This is a genomic window from Novosphingobium sp. ES2-1 (genome assembly GCF_015169775.1).
Lineage (GTDB): Bacteria > Pseudomonadota > Alphaproteobacteria > Sphingomonadales > Sphingomonadaceae > Novosphingobium > Novosphingobium subterraneum.
Genome location: NZ_CP063445.1, coordinates 660,910 through 677,610 on the forward strand (window position 1 = coordinate 660,910; position 16,701 = coordinate 677,610).

At 63.2% G+C, this 16,701-nt stretch carries 23 protein-coding genes; 18 read left to right on the forward strand and 5 right to left on the reverse strand.

Features of this window, described 5'->3' with window-relative positions:
- Nucleotides 1-16: 16 nt before the first annotated feature.
- From lepB to pyrE, 4 genes are read right to left on the reverse strand one after another with little or no spacing between them, the layout of a single operon-like run.
- Nucleotides 17-928: a signal peptidase I gene (lepB, locus tag IM701_RS03225; protein ID WP_370584348.1), complete on the reverse strand. Its 912-nt coding sequence runs from the start codon at nt 926-928 to the stop codon at nt 17-19.
- Nucleotides 925-1,344 (reverse strand): holo-ACP synthase, encoded by a 420-nt coding sequence (gene acpS, locus IM701_RS03230; protein WP_039332649.1) that lies wholly within the window; start codon nt 1,342-1,344, stop codon nt 925-927. Before acpS ends, lepB begins: the two co-directional genes overlap by 4 nt.
- Before the next feature lie 10 nt (nt 1,345-1,354).
- The gene (locus IM701_RS03235) at nt 1,355-2,098 is read right to left on the reverse strand and encodes a pyridoxine 5'-phosphate synthase (protein ID WP_062343696.1); all 744 of its coding nucleotides are present in this window, start codon (nt 2,096-2,098) and stop codon (nt 1,355-1,357) included.
- A complete protein-coding gene (gene pyrE / locus IM701_RS03240; protein WP_193827767.1) occupies nt 2,095-2,679 on the reverse strand; it encodes an orotate phosphoribosyltransferase in 585 nt (194 codons plus the stop codon). Before pyrE ends, IM701_RS03235 begins: the two co-directional genes overlap by 4 nt.
- A gap of 269 nt (nt 2,680-2,948) precedes the next feature.
- Here pyrE and coxB point away from each other — a divergent pair, with 269 nt between their 5' ends.
- From coxB to IM701_RS03320, 16 genes are all read left to right on the forward strand, one after another.
- Nucleotides 2,949-3,947: a cytochrome c oxidase subunit II gene (gene coxB / locus IM701_RS03245; RefSeq protein ID WP_193827768.1), complete on the forward strand. Its 999-nt coding sequence runs from the start codon at nt 2,949-2,951 to the stop codon at nt 3,945-3,947.
- Nucleotides 3,948-3,977: 30 nt separating this feature from the next.
- Entirely contained in the window at nt 3,978-5,669 is a 1,692-nt protein-coding gene (ctaD, locus tag IM701_RS03250; protein ID WP_062343694.1) for a cytochrome c oxidase subunit I, read from the forward strand.
- A 154-nt stretch (nt 5,670-5,823) separates the two neighbouring features.
- Nucleotides 5,824-6,750, forward strand: coding sequence for a heme o synthase (locus IM701_RS03255; RefSeq protein WP_193827769.1), 927 nt, complete (start codon nt 5,824-5,826; stop codon nt 6,748-6,750).
- Nucleotides 6,750-6,914: a hypothetical protein gene (locus tag IM701_RS03260; RefSeq protein WP_169745704.1), complete on the forward strand. Its 165-nt coding sequence runs from the start codon at nt 6,750-6,752 to the stop codon at nt 6,912-6,914. Before IM701_RS03255 ends, IM701_RS03260 begins: the two co-directional genes overlap by 1 nt.
- Before the next feature lies 1 nt (nt 6,915).
- Nucleotides 6,916-7,557, forward strand: coding sequence for a cytochrome c oxidase assembly protein (locus tag IM701_RS03265; RefSeq protein ID WP_193827770.1), 642 nt, complete (start codon nt 6,916-6,918; stop codon nt 7,555-7,557).
- Nucleotides 7,558-7,639: 82 nt separating this feature from the next.
- Entirely contained in the window at nt 7,640-8,461 is an 822-nt protein-coding gene (locus IM701_RS03270) for a cytochrome c oxidase subunit 3 (RefSeq protein WP_039332657.1), read from the forward strand.
- Nucleotides 8,461-8,832 carry a DUF983 domain-containing protein gene (locus IM701_RS03275; RefSeq protein ID WP_193827771.1) on the forward strand — a complete coding sequence of 124 codons (372 nt, stop codon included), beginning with the start codon at nt 8,461-8,463 and terminating at the stop codon, nt 8,830-8,832. Before IM701_RS03270 ends, IM701_RS03275 begins: the two co-directional genes overlap by 1 nt.
- Nucleotides 8,832-9,425: an SURF1 family protein gene (locus tag IM701_RS03280; RefSeq protein WP_193827772.1), complete on the forward strand. Its 594-nt coding sequence runs from the start codon at nt 8,832-8,834 to the stop codon at nt 9,423-9,425. Before IM701_RS03275 ends, IM701_RS03280 begins: the two co-directional genes overlap by 1 nt.
- 59 nt (nt 9,426-9,484) lie before the next feature.
- Entirely contained in the window at nt 9,485-10,891 is a 1,407-nt protein-coding gene (thrC, locus tag IM701_RS03285; RefSeq protein WP_193827773.1) for a threonine synthase, read from the forward strand.
- Nucleotides 10,884-11,768 carry a class I SAM-dependent methyltransferase gene (locus IM701_RS03290; protein ID WP_193827774.1) on the forward strand — a complete coding sequence of 295 codons (885 nt, stop codon included), beginning with the start codon at nt 10,884-10,886 and terminating at the stop codon, nt 11,766-11,768. The genes thrC and IM701_RS03290 overlap by 8 nt, the downstream gene beginning before the upstream one ends.
- Before the next feature lie 54 nt (nt 11,769-11,822).
- On the forward strand, nt 11,823-12,197 hold the full coding sequence (locus IM701_RS03295) for a dihydroneopterin aldolase (protein ID WP_039332665.1): 375 nt from the start codon (nt 11,823-11,825) through the stop codon (nt 12,195-12,197).
- The gene (locus IM701_RS03300; protein ID WP_193827775.1) at nt 12,194-12,955 is read left to right on the forward strand and encodes an SDR family oxidoreductase; all 762 of its coding nucleotides are present in this window, start codon (nt 12,194-12,196) and stop codon (nt 12,953-12,955) included. The genes IM701_RS03295 and IM701_RS03300 overlap by 4 nt, the downstream gene beginning before the upstream one ends.
- Nucleotides 12,952-13,956 (forward strand): GTP 3',8-cyclase MoaA, encoded by a 1,005-nt coding sequence (moaA, locus tag IM701_RS03305; RefSeq protein ID WP_193827776.1) that lies wholly within the window; start codon nt 12,952-12,954, stop codon nt 13,954-13,956. The genes IM701_RS03300 and moaA overlap by 4 nt, the downstream gene beginning before the upstream one ends.
- A 3-nt stretch (nt 13,957-13,959) precedes the next feature.
- Entirely contained in the window at nt 13,960-14,196 is a 237-nt protein-coding gene (locus IM701_RS03310; protein WP_193827777.1) for a MoaD/ThiS family protein, read from the forward strand.
- Complete coding sequence (locus tag IM701_RS03315; RefSeq protein ID WP_193827778.1) at nt 14,189-14,635, forward strand: molybdenum cofactor biosynthesis protein MoaE; 447 nt, start codon at nt 14,189-14,191, stop codon at nt 14,633-14,635. The genes IM701_RS03310 and IM701_RS03315 overlap by 8 nt, the downstream gene beginning before the upstream one ends.
- A 63-nt stretch (nt 14,636-14,698) precedes the next feature.
- Complete coding sequence (locus tag IM701_RS03320; RefSeq protein WP_039332672.1) at nt 14,699-15,121, forward strand: hypothetical protein; 423 nt, start codon at nt 14,699-14,701, stop codon at nt 15,119-15,121.
- Nucleotides 15,122-15,172: 51 nt separating this feature from the next.
- Here the strand turns inward: IM701_RS03320 and IM701_RS03325 are convergent, their stop codons facing one another.
- On the reverse strand, nt 15,173-15,745 hold the full coding sequence (locus IM701_RS03325) for a hypothetical protein (protein ID WP_193827779.1): 573 nt from the start codon (nt 15,743-15,745) through the stop codon (nt 15,173-15,175).
- 269 nt (nt 15,746-16,014) lie between these two features.
- Between IM701_RS03325 and rplU the strand changes: the two genes are divergently transcribed.
- Both rplU and rpmA read left to right on the forward strand, forming a co-directional pair.
- On the forward strand, nt 16,015-16,311 hold the full coding sequence (gene rplU, locus IM701_RS03330; protein WP_193827780.1) for a 50S ribosomal protein L21: 297 nt from the start codon (nt 16,015-16,017) through the stop codon (nt 16,309-16,311).
- A 28-nt stretch (nt 16,312-16,339) separates the two neighbouring features.
- A complete protein-coding gene (gene rpmA / locus IM701_RS03335) occupies nt 16,340-16,609 on the forward strand; it encodes a 50S ribosomal protein L27 (protein WP_039332678.1) in 270 nt (89 codons plus the stop codon).
- The last annotated feature ends 92 nt before the right edge of the window (nt 16,610-16,701 follow it).

Genomic DNA, 16,701 nt, shown 5'->3' on the forward strand with positions numbered 1-16,701 from the left:
CATTCATCCATTTGCTTCACCGCTTGTCTGGACCGTCCGTCACCAAGGATTGCTGGCGGATTTCCGGGCGCAGTCTGGTCCAGGCGCGATCTTTGCGCAAGGCGGTCCACCAGGTCCACGGGTTCCAGCTTTCGCTGCCATCGAGCGAAAAAGTGACGAACTCGGCCCGGCCGCCGACGTTGGCCAGTGGCACCGGTCCACCAAGGCCACGTTCCTCGATCAAAGCCCGACTATCGGCCGAATGGTCGCGGTTGTCCCCCATCAGGAAGACATGTCCCGGCGGAACCAGCGTTTCCTGGTAGTTATCCAGCACCTGGTCCATGTGGTCGATGATCAAATAGCTGGCCCCGTTGGGGAGTGTCTCCCTGAAGGCCGGCAGCTCGAAGACTTCTTGGCCATCATCCAGACGGGTCCGGTATCGCTCGAACATGTCGTAACAGGGGGCACCGTCGCACGAAAGCTGGGGGTCGGCAGAGATCTGCACTGGCGGCTCGGCTTGTTGCGGGACGAGTTTTCCGTTCAGGATGATCTGTCCGTGGATGACCGCGATCCGGTCCCCGGGAAGAGCGACGACCCGCTTGATGTAGTCCTCATCCCTGTCCGGCGGCACGGCAATCACGATGTCGCCATATTCCGGGGTCTTGGGCAGCAAGCGCTCCGACCCGCGAGGCAGGATGTGGAAGGATGCCGAAACCCAGGACCAGCCGTAGGGGTATTTGGCAACGATCAACCGGTCGCCCACCAGGAGGTTCGGCATCATCGAGATCGAGGGAATGTAGAAGGGCTTGGCAATCAGGCTGTGAAACGTCACGACCGCCAGCAGCATCAGGAAAAGACCGCGGATCTCTGCCCACCAATCCACGCCACCGGGCGGTGGCGGGGGAGGTGAAAGCTCTTGCTGCGGCTGGGCTGGGGTTTCGGCGGTCAAACTGCGGACTTTTCTGCCAGGGGGCGGGCCTCGATGACAACGAAGGCCTGAGCCCACGGGTGGTCGTCGGTCAAGGTCAGGTGAACAATCGCCTCGTAACCATCGGGGGTTATCGCGGCAAGGCGAGCTGCAGCCCCCCCTGTCAAGGCAAGCGTCGGCGCTCCCGACTTCGCGTTGACGACTCCGATGTCCTTCATGAACACACCGGCCTTGAATCCGGTCCCGACGGCCTTGGAAAACGCTTCCTTGGCGGCGAAGCGCTTGGCCAGCGTGCCAGCTATGGTGAGGGGGCGGCGTGCGGCCTTGGCCTTCTCGACTTCGGTGAACACGCGATCAATGAAGCGGTCGCCGAAACGATCGATCGAGTTCCGGATCCGCTCGATGTTACAGAGGTCCGAGCCCATGCCGATGATCATGCTTCGGCCGTTACCGTGCTTCGTCCATCAGGTCGCGCATGCGGCGCACCGCTGCCTCGAGTCCGACAAAGATAGCTTCCCCTATGAGGTAGTGGCCGATGTTCAGTTCGGCCAGCTGCGGAATCGCTGCGATCGGCTGGACGTTCTCGTAAGTCAGGCCATGTCCCGCATGCGGCTCGATCCCGTTCCGTGCTGCGAGCGCAGCCATATCGGCAATACGCTTCAATTCGATTGCGCGCGCGTCGCCTTCAGCATGCGCGTATTCACCGGTATGCAGTTCAACCACCGGTGCGCCGAGCTTCATTGCCGCCTCGATCTGGCGGGCCTCGGGTGCGATGAACAGGCTTACCCTGATTCCGGCATCCGAAAGGCGTGCCACGATGGGGGCAAGCCGGTTGTGCTGGCCGGCGGCATCAAGCCCGCCCTCGGTCGTCCGCTCCTCGCGCCGCTCCGGGACGATGCAGGCAGCGTGCGGCTTATGGCGCAGCGCGATCTCGAGCATCTCGTCGGTCGCGGCCATCTCGAGGTTGAGCGGCAGGTTGGTGGCCGCCTGAATGCGGGCGAGGTCCTCGTCGCGGATGTGCCGGCGATCTTCGCGCAGGTGTGCGGTGATCCCATCACCGCCTACGCTGGCAACGATCTCGGCTGCGCGAACCGGGTCCGGATGATCTCCGCCTCGGGCATTGCGGATCGTTGCGACGTGATCGATGTTCACGCCGAGGCGGAGGCGGCCCGGTGTCAGAACGCTGTTCACGGCTTGGCCCTGCTGCCCGGTTTGACCGCTTCGGTCGCGGCCAGTTCGGGCGGCAGTTCATCGGGCGCATAAGTCGGAAAGTTCAGCGCGACGAGCGGGAAGAACGGAACGCCGAGGTCGACGCTACCGGCCGATCGGTCGACGAGCGCCGCCGCCGCTATGACCTGGCCGCCGGCTTCCTCGATGGCCTTGATGGCCTCGCGGCTGGAAAGGCCGGTCGTCACCACGTCCTCGACCATCAGCACCTTCTCACCCTGGTTGAGCGAGAAGCCACGGCGCAACTCGAACGTCCCGGTCGGACGCTCGACGAACATAGCCTCGACACCCAGCGCGCGTCCCATTTCATGCCCGATGATTACGCCGCCCATGGCCGGCGAAACCACCTTCTGGATCTGCTGGCGCAATTCGCGCGGAATCTTCTGAGCGGTTGCTGCAGCGAGACGCGAGGCGCGCATCGGGTCCATCAGGACTCGGGCGCATTGCAGGTAGTGCGCGCTGTGACGCCCTGAGGAGAGCAGGAAGTGCCCCTCGAGCAACGCCTGGCTGGCACGGAATTCGGAAAGGATGTCGTCTTCGAGCATCGGTCTGCCTGGAATATTGCCGCAACGCCCCGCAAATGGCCCCTGCCTGCGCCGGGAGCAACCCTTTTCGAACAGCGTTATGACGCACTGTTTCGACATTGCCCGAATGGCCATGAGAGCCCCATGAAAAATATGCGTTCTGCCGCTTGAGGCTTGGGACAGCTACGCGTATAGGCCGCTCCAATCGAGGGACTTAGAGGAGGTGCGCAAGTGCCTCCTTGATGCAGCGCAACAAGCGCGCAAACAGGGAAAAAGCGGAAACTTTGACGATGAGTCTTGCCGATACCGCCCGTTCCATGGGCAAAGCTTTCCGGACCTTTGGCGTCGCTGCCGCGCTGACTTTCGGGACCCAGGCCATGGCTGCAGCACCTGCTGCGCCGGTTGCAGCCGAAGCTGCAGCTCCGGTTGCCGCTGCGCCGGCTGCGGCCGCCAGCGACTCGGCTGCACCTGCAGTTGCCGCCGAAGCCGCACCGGTCGACAAGGGCTTCTACACCCCCATGAAGCCGACTGCCGGCAAGGGCCAGCCAGTCGACAAGGGATGGACCTTCCAAGACCAGTATTCGCCGATCGGCGAGGAAGGCCTCTGGATGCACGACGTGATCCTGATGCCGATCATTGTCGCTATCTCGATCCTCGTGCTGGTGCTGCTGCTGGTCGTCATGGCCAAGTTCAACAAGCGCGCCAACCCGGTCGCTTCGAAGACCAGCCACAACACGCTGATCGAAGTGATCTGGACGCTGGTTCCGGTTCTCATCCTGGTCGTGATCGCGGTTCCGTCGATCCGCCTTCTCGCTCACCAGTACGATCCCGCCCCTAAGGGTGCGCTGACCGTCAAGGTTACCGGCTATCAGTGGTACTGGGGCTACACCTATCCGGACAACGGCGGCTTCGAGGTCATTTCGAACATGCTGCCGGATGAGGATGCGGTGAAGAACGGTGAACCGGCACAGCTCGCTGTTGATAACCGCATGGTCGTGCCTGCAGGTGAGCCGGTCCGCATTCAGACCATCGGTTCGGATGTGATCCACGCCTTTGCCGTACCGTCGCTGTGGTTCAAGCTCGACGCCGTGCCGGGCCGCATCAACGAGAAGGTTCTCTTCATCAAGGAGCCGGGCGTTTATTACGGCCAGTGCTCCGAGCTGTGCGGCGCCCGCCACGGCTACATGCCGATCGCGGTGGAAGCCCTGCCGCGCGACAAGTTCGAGGCTTGGGTGAAGACCCAGCCTGGCGGCACCGTGGGAGCAGCTTCGGCTGCCCCTGCCGCCTGACGCGATGTTCATGCACAAGGTTTGACCGAGATGGCCACCATTCCCGCAAACGAAGGTTTCGATGCGCATCACGATGCGCACGACCACGATCATGACCACAAGCCTGGGTTTTTCGCCCGCTGGTTCATGTCTACCAATCACAAGGACATCGGCACGCTCTACCTGATCTTCGCAATCTTCGCGGGGGTCATCGGTGGTGCCGTATCCGGCATCATGCGTGCCGAACTCGCTGCGCCTGGTATTCAGTACCTTGGGTGGTGGACCGAGTTCCTTGGAGGCAACGCGGCTGATTTCAACGCCACGCTCCACATGTGGAACGTGCTGATCACCGCCCACGGTCTGATCATGGTGTTCTTCATGGTCATGCCGGCAATCATCGGCGGCTTTGGCAACTGGTTCGTTCCGATCATGATCGGTGCGCCGGACATGGCCTTCCCGCGCATGAACAACGTGTCGTTCTGGCTGACTTTCGTCGGTTTCTGCTCGCTCATGTTCTCGGCATTCATGCCGGGCGGCACGGGCATCGGTGCCGGCACGGGCTGGACGGTCTATGCACCGCTGTCCACCTCAGGTTCGGTCGGACCGGCCGTCGATTTCGCGATCTTCTCGCTGCACCTTTCAGGCGCGGGTTCGATCCTCGGTGCGATCAACTTCATCACCACGATCTTCAACATGCGTGCGCCGGGCATGACCCTGCACAAGATGCCGCTGTTCGTGTGGTCCGTGCTCGTCACCGCATTCCTGCTGCTGCTGGCGCTGCCCGTTCTGGCCGCCGCCATCACCATGCTGCTGACCGATCGCAACTTCGGCACGACCTTCTTCGATCCTGCTGGCGGCGGTGACCCTGTTCTCTACCAGCACCTGTTCTGGTTCTTCGGCCACCCCGAAGTCTACATCATGATTCTGCCTGGCTTCGGCATCATCAGCCAAATCATCTCGACCTTCTCGAAGAAGCCGGTGTTCGGCTACCTCGGCATGGCCTACGCCATGGTTGCGATCGGCGTCGTCGGCTTCATCGTGTGGGCGCACCACATGTATACCACCGGCCTCGACGTGAACACGAAGATGTACTTTACGGCCGCGACCATGGTCATCGCGGTTCCGACCGGCATCAAGATCTTCTCGTGGATCGCAACGATGTGGGGCGGCAGCCTCGAGTTCAAGTCGCCCATGGTTTGGGCACTTGGCTTCATCTTCCTGTTCACCGTGGGCGGCGTCACCGGCGTGGTGCTGGCCAACGGCGGCGTGGACGACAATCTGCACGACACTTACTACGTCGTCGCACACTTCCACTACGTGCTGTCGCTGGGTGCCGTGACCTCGCTCTTCGCCGGGTTCTATTACTGGTTCCCGAAGATGAGCGGCCGTATGCACTCCGAGTTCCTGAGCCACCTGCAGTTCTGGATCTTCTTCGTCGGCGTGAACCTGATCTTCTTCCCGATGCACTTCCTCGGGGTCCAGGGCATGCCGCGCCGTTATCCGGACTACGCTGTTGCCTACTCGTACTGGAATGAGATCGCGTCGCTCGGCTATGTGATCATGGCTGTCTCGATCGGCGTGTTCTTCATCAACATCCTCTACGCCTTCCTTGCAGGCAAGAAGGCCGAAGCCAACTACTGGGGTGAAGGTGCGACGACGCTGGAGTGGACCCTGTCCTCGCCCCCGCCGTTCCACCAGTTCGAAACCCTGCCGGTGATTGACGACGCGGCTCACGCACACTGAGCGTATCGTCAGCCCAAGGGCTGAAACAGAAAGGGCCTCCGGAGCGATCCGGGGGCCCTTTTCTTGCCCGGACCAAGCACAACAAACCTGCCCGAACGCCTCGTCCCGTTTCGCTTTCCATGAACGTCAGGTGCGCGTATAGGCGCGGCCAATCATGGATTCTGCAACACCCCTCGGCTCGACCGTAGCCCTGCCCGCGGAGTGGCGCGATTTCTTCGCGCTGACCAAGCCGCGCGTGATGACGCTGGTCATCTTCAGCGGCCTGTGCGGCCTTCTAGCCGCGCCCGGCCAGATCCACCCGATCCTCGCCTTCACTGCGATCCTGTGCATCGCCGTCGGTGCTGGCGGCGCTGCGGCGCTCAACATGTGGTGGGAAGCCGATATCGACGCAGGCATGAAGCGCACGTCGAAGCGGCCGCTGCCATCGGGCCGCATGGACCCGACCTCGGCCCGCGATTTCGGCTTTGCGCTATCTGGCGCATCGGTCGTGATCATGGGGCTGGGCGTGAACTGGCTGGCGGCTGGAATTCTCGCCTTCTCGATCTTTTACTACGCTTGGATCTACACCGTCTGGCTCAAGCCTCGGACGCCGCAGAACATCGTGATCGGTGGCGGGGCGGGGGCGTTCCCGCCGCTGATCGGCTGGGTAGCGGTGACGGGCAACATCACGCTGATGCCTGTTCTGCTGTTCCTGATCATTTTCATGTGGACACCGCCGCACTTCTGGGCACTCGCCCTGTTCGTGCAGATTGACTATGCGAAAGTCGGCATACCGATGATGCCAGTGGTCGCAGGCGAGAAGTCGACGCGCCGCCAGATCCTGATTTATGCCCTGCTGCTTCTGCCCGTCACGCTCGCGCCTTGGTGGATCGGCGGAACGGGCTGGGTCTACGGTGTTTCCGCGCTGGTGCTGGGGGTGATCTTCGTGGCGCTCTCGATCCAAGTGGGACTGCGCAGTTCGGTACCCGATGACAAGATGAAGCCTGAAAAGCGCCTCTTCGCCTATTCGGTACTCTATCTCTTCGTCCTTTTCGGCATGCTGGCGGGGGACCGGCTTGCCACAGTGCAAGGCTGGCAATGATGAACGACCCCAAGCAGAATACGCACCTCGGCAAGGAAGAGACCACGCTCTATCGCGCACGTCAGCGCAGCCGCAACAAGGTCCTCGGCATCGTGCTCGGATCGCTTGCCGTGCTCTTCTTCGCGATCTCGATCGTGAAGATCGCTGCACAAGTGAACCACTGACATGGCTGGCGCAGTCGTTCCCGACCAGCGCAAGAACCGCAACGTTGGCCTGATGGCCGCTGGCGCTGCGCTGGCGATGCTCGGGCTTGGCTATGCTTCGGTTCCACTTTACCGCCTGTTCTGTCAGGTCACCGGTTACGGTGGCACCACGCAGCGCGCGGATTCGGAGAAATTGGCCGGCGTAAAGGTCGCCGCAAGGATGATCCGCGTCCGTTTCGATGCCAACACCGCGCCGGGCATGCCGTGGATGTTCAAGCCGCAGCAGGTGACGCAAGATCTCCGCATCGGTGAACGCAAGATCGCAACGTTCGAGGCCCGGAACCTCTCGGGCCGCCCGATCACCGGAACCGCGATATTTAACGTCTCACCCGAGCAGGCTGGCAAGTACTTCAACAAGATCCAGTGCTTCTGCTTCACCGAACAGAAGCTGATGCCCGGCCAGGATGTGCGCATGCCGGTGATCTACTATGTCGATCCCGCGATTCTCGACGATCCCGGTGCCAGCAATATCGAGGAGATCACGTTGAGCTACACGTTCAACGAGACTCCCGAAAGTGCGGCGCAGGCCGGCAATTCCGCTGCGAACAAGCCACTTGCCTCATTGGCAGAAAAGCCTCTGGACCGCGCGCAAGCACGGCGATAAAGGCCCAGATGAACTGCTCCTGTAGCGTCCTGCTGCGGGCAAGCCATTACGACCAGATTTGACTGGGGGAATTGAGGCGATCATGGCCGGCGCAAAGAACCACGATTATCATATCCTTCCGCCCGACGTGTGGCCCTTCGTCGGTGCCATCTCGGCCCTGACCATGACCAGCGGTGGCGTGCTCTACATGCACAAGATGGCTGGCGGCACTGCCGTCATGCTGCTTGGCCTGCTGGGCGTCATCGTCACGTTCTTCTCGTGGTTCGGCAAGATCATCAAGGAAGCGCATGCGGGCGACCATACTCCGGTCGTTCAGCTCCATCAGCGCTACGGCATGATTCTTTTCATCGCTTCCGAAGTGATGTTCTTCGTCGGCTGGTTCTGGGCGTTCTTCGACTTTTCGCTGTTCCCCTCGGAATTGGCCGAAGTGGTTGGTGGCCAGTGGCCACCCAAGGCGATCGAAGCGGTGATGGATCCCTTTGACCTGCCGTTGCTCAACACCCTGATCTTGCTCTGCTCGGGCACCACGCTTACCTGGGCGCACCACGCTCTGATCCATGGTGATCGCGAAGGTCTCAAGAAGGGCCTTTGGGCGACGATCCTGCTCGGCCTGCTTTTCTCGGGCATCCAGGCATATGAATACGCTGGTGCACCGTTCGCCTTCGGCACCAACACTTTCGGTTCGTCGTTCTACATGGCGACCGGGTTCCACGGCTTCCACGTGATCGTTGGCACGATCTTCCTGATCGTGTGCCTCATTCGTGCGTACAAGGGCCATTTCACCCCGCGCCAGCACTTCGGCTTCGAAGCGGCTGCGTGGTATTGGCACTTCGTTGACGTGGTTTGGCTGTTCCTGTTCGTGGCGATCTACGTGTGGGGCAGCTGGGGTTATCCCACCCACTGATGCCCGAAGGCAAAAGTCAGAACACGAAGGGGCAGCCGGGGATCACCCAGGCTGCCCTTTTCGGTTTATGCCCACGCTGTGGCGCGAACGGGCTGTGGGCTGGGCTCGGGGCTCTGGCGGAACGGTGCGCTTCATGCGGGCTGGAATTCGAACGCCATGAGCCGCGAGGGCGGGGAATGTATCTCGTGGTCCTCCCCATCACGATCCTGCTGGTCCTTGCTGCGCTCAAGCTGGACGATATTGTCCAGTTGCCGATCTGGGCGCTGATTGGCCTGTGGGGAACGCTCGTCCCGGCCGTCGTGACCGTCGCCCTGCGCTACGCCAAGGCAACCGTGCTGATGGCGCGACTCGAAAAGGAAGGTCTTCTTTGATGCGGCGCGTGCCGATTGTCTCTACCGTGATCGTGATTGCTGCTATCTTGACCATGATCGGGCTCGGGGTCTGGCAGCTTGAGCGGCTGCAGTGGAAGCAGAACCTCATGGCGCATTACGCGGCGGCCATGGCAAATCCGGCGGCAGTGCCGTTCCCTTCGGCCGATCCGCAGCAGACCGAGGCCGTTCTGTTCCGCCGGTCGAGCGTGAATTGCCGCTTCACCTCGGATTGGAACTCCATCGCCGGGCGAAACGGCAAAGATCAGGCAGGTTACGTCCATGTCGTGCTCTGCGGGATTGATGGGAACAAGACAGCGTATGTCCAGGTAGGCTGGACCCAAGGCCCCCAGCATCCCGAGTGGGAAGGCGGAGAGGTCAGTGGTTTGATTGCGCCCTACATGGATGGAAACGCCCGCCTGATAGCCGACCCCGCGATTTCCGGCTTCGAGGCCAGTGCGAATCCCAACCCCAGCGACATTCCCAACAACCACCTTGCCTATGCGGTGCAATGGTTCTTCTTCGCCGGTGTGGCACTGATCATTTATGCCCTCGCCCTGCGCAAGCGTTGGCGGGAGCGGGGCTCACCGTCCTGAAAGCAAGGGGCGCCTCAATCCTTGCCCTTTGCGCCCTTGGCCGCTAACCGCGCAAACCCATGAAGTACGTCAGCACCCGGGGGCAGGCACCCTCGCTCGATTTCCAGGGCGTCACGCTCGCAGGCCTCGCCTCGGATGGCGGCCTCTACGTGCCCGAGGCATGGCCGCAGTTCAGCGCGGACGAGATCGCCGCCATGGCCGGTTTGCCCTACGCGAAGCTGGCGCAGACGATCATGCAGCCCTTTGTCGGCGACTGTCTGACGCCGGACCGCCTGCTTGAACTGTGCGAACAGGCATATGGCCGTTTCGCCCACGCCGCTGTCGTCCCGCTCAAGCAGCTCGACGAGACGCAGTGGGTGCTCGAACTGTTCCACGGCCCCACGCTCGCGTTCAAGGACGTCGCGCTGCAGCTGCTCGGCCTGCTGTTCGAGGAGTTCCTTGCGCGCGGCGATGATCACATCACTATCGTCGGCGCGACCTCGGGCGATACCGGCTCGGCCGCGATCGACGCTGTTGCCGGCCGTGCCAAGGTGGACATTTTCATGCTCCATCCACATGGCCGCGTGTCCGACGTGCAGCGTCGCCAGATGACCACGGTCATCGCGCCCAACGTCCACAACATCGCCATCGACGGCAGCTTCGACGACGCTCAGGCGATGGTGAAGCGCATGTTCAACGATGCCGCAATGACCAGCCGCTTCGGCATCGCAGCGGTTAACTCGATCAACTGGGCACGGTTGATGGCGCAGGTGGTCTACTACTTCTACGCCGCGCTCCAGCTTGGCGCACCACAGCGCAAGGTTGCGTTCTCGGTTCCGACGGGCAACTTCGGCGATGTCTTTGCAGGATACGTCGCGGCCAAGATGGGCCTGCCGATCGAGCGCCTCATCGTTGCAACCAACGTCAACGACATCCTCCACCGCGCGCTGTCCAGCGGCGACTATTCCGCCAGCACCGTCACGCCAACGGCTGCGCCATCGATGGACATCCAGGTGTCCTCGAACTTCGAACGCCTGCTGTTTGACGGCTGCGGCCGAGACGGCTCTGCGCTTGCCGCGCAGATGAAGCACTTCGAGGCGACCAGGGCGATGCAGCTGACCAACGCGCAGCGCGAATCGGCAGCTGAATTGTTCACCTCCGAGCGCGCCGATGCCGGTCAGATGGCCAATGCCATGCGCTGGGCCTATGAGGCTTGCGGCGAAGTGCTCGATCCCCACACGGCAATCGGCCTCCACGCCGCTCGCGTTGCAGAAGGTATCCCCGCGGGCGTGCCGATCGTCACGCTCGCCACCGCCCATCCCGCCAAGTTCGTCGACGCGGTAGAGCGCGCCACCGGCGTCCGCCCGGGCCTGCCTTCGCGCGTAGGTGATCTGTTCGAGCGCGAGGAGCGCTATGATCGCCTTCCCGGCGAGTATGATGCTGTCGCCGCCTACGTCGCCGAGCGCGCCACGCTCAAGCATGGCTGATCTCGATCTCCAGCCGAAGCTGATGGTCGGCGAGGGCTGGGCGGAATTCGCGCTGCTGGATTCCGGCCACGGTCGGAAGTTGGAGCAATACGGCCCGCACCGGTTCATCCGCCCTGAACCGCAGGCGATGTGGACACCGCGCACTTCGGACTGGAGCGCCGACGCCGAGTTCGTCCCAGGTTCCGACGAGGACGGTGGCGGTCGCTGGCAGTTCGATCGCCCGGTCCCGCGCGAGGGCTGGGAGCTTGGCTGGAACGACGTCCGCTTCACCGCCTCCTGTACCCCGTTCCGGCACCTCGGCTTCTTCCCGGACATGGCTCCGGTGTGGGACTGGATGGGCGAGCGTCTTGCCGGCAAGCCTGACGCGCAGACGCTCAACCTGTTCGGCTACACCGGCGTCGGCACGCTGGCGCTGTCAGAATATGGCCCCGTCACCCACGTAGACGCCTCGAGGAAGTCCGTCGCCCAGGCCCGCGCCAATGCCCAGCTTTCGGGCATGTCAGAGCGCCCCGTGCGCTGGATCGTCGACGATGCTGCCAAGTTCACTGCCCGCGAAGTACGCCGTGGTCGCCGCTACGATGGCATCATCCTCGATCCGCCCAAGTTCGGCCGCGGTCCCGATGGCGAAGTCTGGCGCCTCGAGGAAGGTCTGCCGGGCCTTATCAACGACTGCGCGCAACTGCTCGATGCCGACAGCCGCTTCCTGTTCCTCACCGTCTATGCTGTCCGTATGTCCTCCCTCGCCATTGCCGGGCTTCTGGCAGAGGCCCTGAAGGACCTGCCCGGCACGATCGAGCACGGCGACCTCTGCATCCGCGAACAGGGTGGGGGCGGACGTCACTTGCCCACGGCCATCTTCGCCCGCTGGAAAAGCTGAATCCCACCCGGTGCGATGGACTTGAGGTCGCGCCGGTGCCAAAGAGCTCATCCCATGTCAGACAGCCTGATCCTCGAAGTCGCCAATCTCGAAACCGATGTCCTGACCGGGATCTATTCGGAAGAGACCGGCCGTCCGCAGCCCCTGCGCATCACGATGCGAGTCGGGCTCAGGCATCAGGATCGCTACACCGCCGATTGCCCGCTTGCGGCCAGCAAGAACTACATGGACCTCAAGTTTGCGGCCACTGACGGCTTGCCCAAGGGGGTGCATTTCAAGCTGATCGAGGCCGTGGCAGATCACATCATCGAAACGCTGATGTTGCAGGATGATCGGGTTCAGTGGGTGGAAGTGAAGATCGTGAAGCTGGCGATCAGCGAGAACGGCGAGGAAATCGGGATCACCCTGAAGCGCGAGCGCAAGGCTTGAGCCAGCGCCCACTCGCGCTGGTCACCGGCGGTTGGCGCCGGATCGGCGGCGCGATTGCCCGCAAGCTTGCGGGTGAGGGCTGGGACCTGGCCCTCCACGCGCACCGCGCCTCGACATTCGACAATGAATTCAAGGCCCAGCTCGAATGGTTCGGTGCTGCGGTCCATCCCGTATCGGGCGACCTCGAAGATCCCGCCTATCCACCCAACCTGCTCTGCGAAGTGACCGCGCTTGCCGGTCGCTCGCCCGACCTGCTGGTGAACTGCGCCTCGCTGTTCCATGATGATCGCGCCGAGACGATCACCTCCGAAGCGCTCGAACAGCACTTCCGTGTGAACCTGTTCGCCCCGCTGCTGCTGACCCGCGCCTTCGCCGAGGCCTTGGGCGAGCGGGGCGGTTCCGTGGTCAACATCCTCGACCAGCGCGTGCTCAATCCCGTGCCGGACCAGATCAGCTACACGCTTTCGAAGCAGGCGCTTCATGCCTCGGTGCGAACGATGGCCCGCGCCATGGCGCCCAAGGTGCGCGTCAACGGGGTCGCGCCGGGCCTGATCCTGCCGACTGCTGATTACGACGCCGAACAATGGCGGCGGCTCGAGGACATCATGCCGCTCAAGCGCCTCCCTGGCGCCGACGAAATCGCCGACGCCGTGCACTACCTTGCGAGCGCCAAATCGGTCACCGGGCAGACTTTGTTCGTCGATGCCGGCGCGGCTCTTGAATCTTACGCGCGCGACTTCGTATATCTCGAGAAGTGAGCAGCCAAGCGCCTCTGATTGATCGGTTCGCCCGCCGGATCACCTACCTCCGCCTTTCGGTGACCGACCGCTGCGACTTGCGCTGCGCCTACTGCATGCCCGAGCGCATGGAGTTCCTGCCCAAGGCTGAAGTCCTTACTCTCGAAGAGCTGCACCGACTCTCGCTCCACTTCATTGCCCGCGGCGTTCGCAAGATTCGTCTGACCGGGGGCGAGCCGCTGGTCCGCCGCGACATGATGGATCTGGTCCGCGCGCTGGGCCGCAAACTGGGCGATGGGCTAGACGAACTGACGCTGACGACCAACGGCACGCGGCTGACCGAATTCGCCGATGACCTCGCGGCCGCGGGCGTCAAGCGGATCAACGTCTCGCTCGACACGCTGGACCGTGAGGCATTTGCCAAGCTCTCCCGGCGCGACATGCTGCCGCAGGTGCTTGAAGGCATCGCCGCTGCCAAAGCCGCGGGCCTCAGGGTCAAGATCAACGCCGTCGCGCTCAAGGACATCAATGAGGCCGAAATTCCCGGGCTGATCGAATGGGCGCATGGTGCAGGGCACGACATGACTCTTATCGAGGTCATGCCGCTCGGCGAGATCGAAGGCGACCGCTTCGATCACTACCTCCCGCTCGATGCCGTCCGCCGCGATCTCGAGACGCGCTGGACCCTGACCGACAGCGATGCACGCTCCGGCGGCCCGGCGCGCTACGTCGACATTGCCGAAACCGGCGGTCGCCTCGGCTTCATAACCCCGCTTACCGGCAATTTCTGCGCCGGTTGCAACCGCGTGCGCGTCACGGCCACCGGCCAACTCTACATGTGCCTCGGTGGCGAAGGGCGCGTCGACCTGCGTGCCGCGCTGCGCTCCGATAATCCGGACAGTGCCCTGTCCGAATGTTTCGCCCGCGCCATGGGCGAAAAGCAGGAACGTCACGCCTTCGTGATCGATAGGCCCGGCAGCGCGCCCGCCGTGTCGCGCCATATGTCCACGACGGGCGGCTGAACCATGGCAAAGCTGGTGTTCATGGGGCGGCTGGAAGACGCAGCCGGCCTGTCCGAAATGGCAGTCCAGCCCGGACCGGTCGAACGGGTCCTTGCGACGCTCGATCCTGCACTCGCCGTCCAGTTGCTGGGCGAAAAGGTCCGTATGGCGCTCAATGGCCGCCTCCTCACTGACGTCGGCGGCATTGTCCTTGGCCAAGGTGACGAACTCGCCTTCCTTCCCCCGGTGAGCGGTGGCTGACGTCCGTCTTTCGCTCGAGGCGTTCGATCCTGCCGCCGAGATCGCGTCGTTCAATGCGCGTCACCCCAACGCGGGCGGCATCGTCACCTTTCTCGGCCAGGTTCGCGATTCGGGCGGCGTCGAAGCGCTCGAACTGCAGCACTATGAACCGATGACCCTCCCCGGAATGCAAGAGCTGGCCCGGGTGACCGAAAAGCGGTGGCCCGTCGAAGGCCTGCTCATCCTCCATCGCAGCGGCGTGATGCATCCCGGTGACGCGATCGTCCTCGTCTGTGCCGCCGCCCGCCATCGTCGTGACGCTTTCGCCGCCGCCGATTTCGCCATGGACCACCTCAAGAGCGAATCGTGGTTCTGGAAGCGTGAGAAGACCGCAGCGGGTTGGCGCTGGATCGAACCCAGGCCAGAGGATCACGAAGACATTTCCCGCTGGCGCATTTGATTCGCGTCAAGGAATAGCCTCCGCGACAGGCGCATGAAGGCTCCAGCAAAAGGAGCCCAGTCCATGAGCATGCACATCGCCGCCGACCGGATCGAGCATGTCGCCGAAATCGTCGAGCAGCCGCACCACACCACTGTCGATCGCAACTTTGGCCTGCCCGGCGGGCTCTATGCCGTGTCGGCTGGCGGCTATCTCGCCTTCATTGCCATGATGGCCTCGATCTTCGGCAATGGCGAACTTGCCATCCCGATGACGATATTCGTGCTCTTCGTCGCCTGCGCTTTCGGTATCCCGGCGGTCTGGACCAAGCTCGGCGCGGACCGGCACCCCGATGCGCTCGGCTGGTACGATTTCCGCCGCAAGGGCATCCAGACCCTTTCGGGCAAGCTTGATGCCGGCTCGGCCATGGCGCAGGTGCTGATCCTGCCAGTGCTGATCGCGGTGTGGGGCCTTGCCATCGCCGTGATTGTCGCGACGGTCCGCTGACCTATCGATTACCCCCCGAAGGGCGCTGCGCTTGAGCGCGGCGCCCTTTTCCTATCCGGCAAGTTGCGAAAGCAGCGAATCGATTACCGAAGTCTCACTTGCGACCAGCGCCTCGACCTGCCCGCGCGCCTCGCGCACGGCCTTGAGATCTGCATCGGACCCGTCGACCGCACGATTGCTTGCCTCTGCCTCCAGCCGGTCAAGATCGGCAAGCGGCAGTCCGGCCCGCGCCCGCGCCGATTCCAGTTGCGCCACCGCCAGCGATGCCACTGACCAGTTCTCCGTGCCCTTCGGTGCGCCGCGTGCGGCGCTGACGGCGCGGGTGGCCGAGGCTCGAGCGCCCTCGAATGCAGAATGTGCGTCGCGCGCTCGCTCGGTCAGGTCAGCCAACCGCTTGGCCATGCCTTCGGACATGACGGCCGGAGCGGGCGGAGCAGGAGGCGCCGCCTGCGCTGTGCGATAGGCGTCTTCTGCGGGCCTCCGGGCGAGGGAGGGGAACCTGTCGCGGTCGGCGCAGCCGCCCAGCAGGGTAGCAGCGGCGAGAGCGGCCACGATGGCAGCACGATGGGCGGCAACACGCGGAGCGGCTGTGCGCAGGGCGATCAAAGTCTTGTGGCGAGCCATGAACGTCGCCATAGCATGCGCACGCGCGCTCGCCAGCCTTGCTTGGTGGCCGGGCGTCACGAAGCCGGATTTCGGGCGCGAAGCTGCCAAGTTCCCTTGATTGCGGGCATTGACAGCGGGGCCGTGTTTGACTATCCGCGCCACTCTTTCCGGGACCCTGCAGCAGCGGGGTATCGGTATGTTGCCCTCAGTCAGCGATTCGCAGGCGTTGGGCGCCTCATTTGGAATCGCCCAGGGCAACCGGGCTTTTGGAACGGATACACAGAACGATGTTCGCAATCGTGCGCACGGGCGGCAAGCAGTATCGGGTCGCCGCCGGAGACAAGATCGCGGTCGAGAAGCTGGCAGGCGAAGCCGGCGACAAGATCACGCTGAGTGAAGTCCTCCTCGCCGGTGAAGGTGATTCGCTGGCTGACGCCGCGAAGGTCACTGTTTCGGCAGAGATCATCGCCCAGGCGAAGTCGGAGAAGGTGATCGTGTTCAAGAAGCGCCGTCGCCACAACTATCGTCGCCGCAACGGTCACCGCCAGCAGATGACCCTGCTGCGCATCGTCTCGGTCGCCTGAGCGCAAACGGAATTCGGAGTAATCTGAGATGGCACACAAGAAAGCAGGCGGCTCTTCGCGCAACGGTCGCGACTCAGCCGGTCGTCGCCTCGGCGTGAAGAAGTTCGGTGGCCAGGAAGTGGTCGGCGGCAACATCATCATCCGCCAGCGCGGTACCAAGGTGTACCCGGGCGCCAACGTCGGCATGGGCAAGGATCACACCCTGTTCGCGCTTGGCGAAGGCCGCGTACGCTTCCACGCTGGCAAGCTTGGCCGCAAGTACGTGTCGGTCGACATGATGGCCGAAGCGGCTGAATAACCGGATGGTCATTCAAAGGGCCATCCCGATGGGGTGGCCCCGCCAGCACTTCGTAGCTGGCCGATAGAGGGAGAGGGCCCCGCCCATCTCCC

Coding starts and splice junctions, on each gene's coding strand:
- acpS (WP_039332649.1), bottom strand. CDS start 1,344: ATGATCATCGGCATGGGCTCGGACCTCTGTAACATCGAGCGGATCCGG.
- pyrE (WP_193827767.1), bottom strand. CDS start 2,679: ATGCTCGAAGACGACATCCTTTCCGAATTCCGTGCCAGCCAGGCGTTG.
- coxB (WP_193827768.1), top strand. CDS start 2,949: ATGAGTCTTGCCGATACCGCCCGTTCCATGGGCAAAGCTTTCCGGACC.
- ctaD (WP_062343694.1), top strand. CDS start 3,978: ATGGCCACCATTCCCGCAAACGAAGGTTTCGATGCGCATCACGATGCG.
- IM701_RS03255 (WP_193827769.1), top strand. CDS start 5,824: ATGGATTCTGCAACACCCCTCGGCTCGACCGTAGCCCTGCCCGCGGAG.
- IM701_RS03260 (WP_169745704.1), top strand. CDS start 6,750: ATGAACGACCCCAAGCAGAATACGCACCTCGGCAAGGAAGAGACCACG.
- IM701_RS03265 (WP_193827770.1), top strand. CDS start 6,916: ATGGCTGGCGCAGTCGTTCCCGACCAGCGCAAGAACCGCAACGTTGGC.
- IM701_RS03270 (WP_039332657.1), top strand. CDS start 7,640: ATGGCCGGCGCAAAGAACCACGATTATCATATCCTTCCGCCCGACGTG.
- IM701_RS03275 (WP_193827771.1), top strand. CDS start 8,461: ATGCCCGAAGGCAAAAGTCAGAACACGAAGGGGCAGCCGGGGATCACC.
- IM701_RS03280 (WP_193827772.1), top strand. CDS start 8,832: ATGCGGCGCGTGCCGATTGTCTCTACCGTGATCGTGATTGCTGCTATC.
- thrC (WP_193827773.1), top strand. CDS start 9,485: ATGAAGTACGTCAGCACCCGGGGGCAGGCACCCTCGCTCGATTTCCAG.
- IM701_RS03290 (WP_193827774.1), top strand. CDS start 10,884: ATGGCTGATCTCGATCTCCAGCCGAAGCTGATGGTCGGCGAGGGCTGG.
- IM701_RS03295 (WP_039332665.1), top strand. CDS start 11,823: ATGTCAGACAGCCTGATCCTCGAAGTCGCCAATCTCGAAACCGATGTC.
- IM701_RS03310 (WP_193827777.1), top strand. CDS start 13,960: ATGGCAAAGCTGGTGTTCATGGGGCGGCTGGAAGACGCAGCCGGCCTG.
- IM701_RS03320 (WP_039332672.1), top strand. CDS start 14,699: ATGAGCATGCACATCGCCGCCGACCGGATCGAGCATGTCGCCGAAATC.
- IM701_RS03325 (WP_193827779.1), bottom strand. CDS start 15,745: ATGGCTCGCCACAAGACTTTGATCGCCCTGCGCACAGCCGCTCCGCGT.
- rplU (WP_193827780.1), top strand. CDS start 16,015: ATGTTCGCAATCGTGCGCACGGGCGGCAAGCAGTATCGGGTCGCCGCC.
- rpmA (WP_039332678.1), top strand. CDS start 16,340: ATGGCACACAAGAAAGCAGGCGGCTCTTCGCGCAACGGTCGCGACTCA.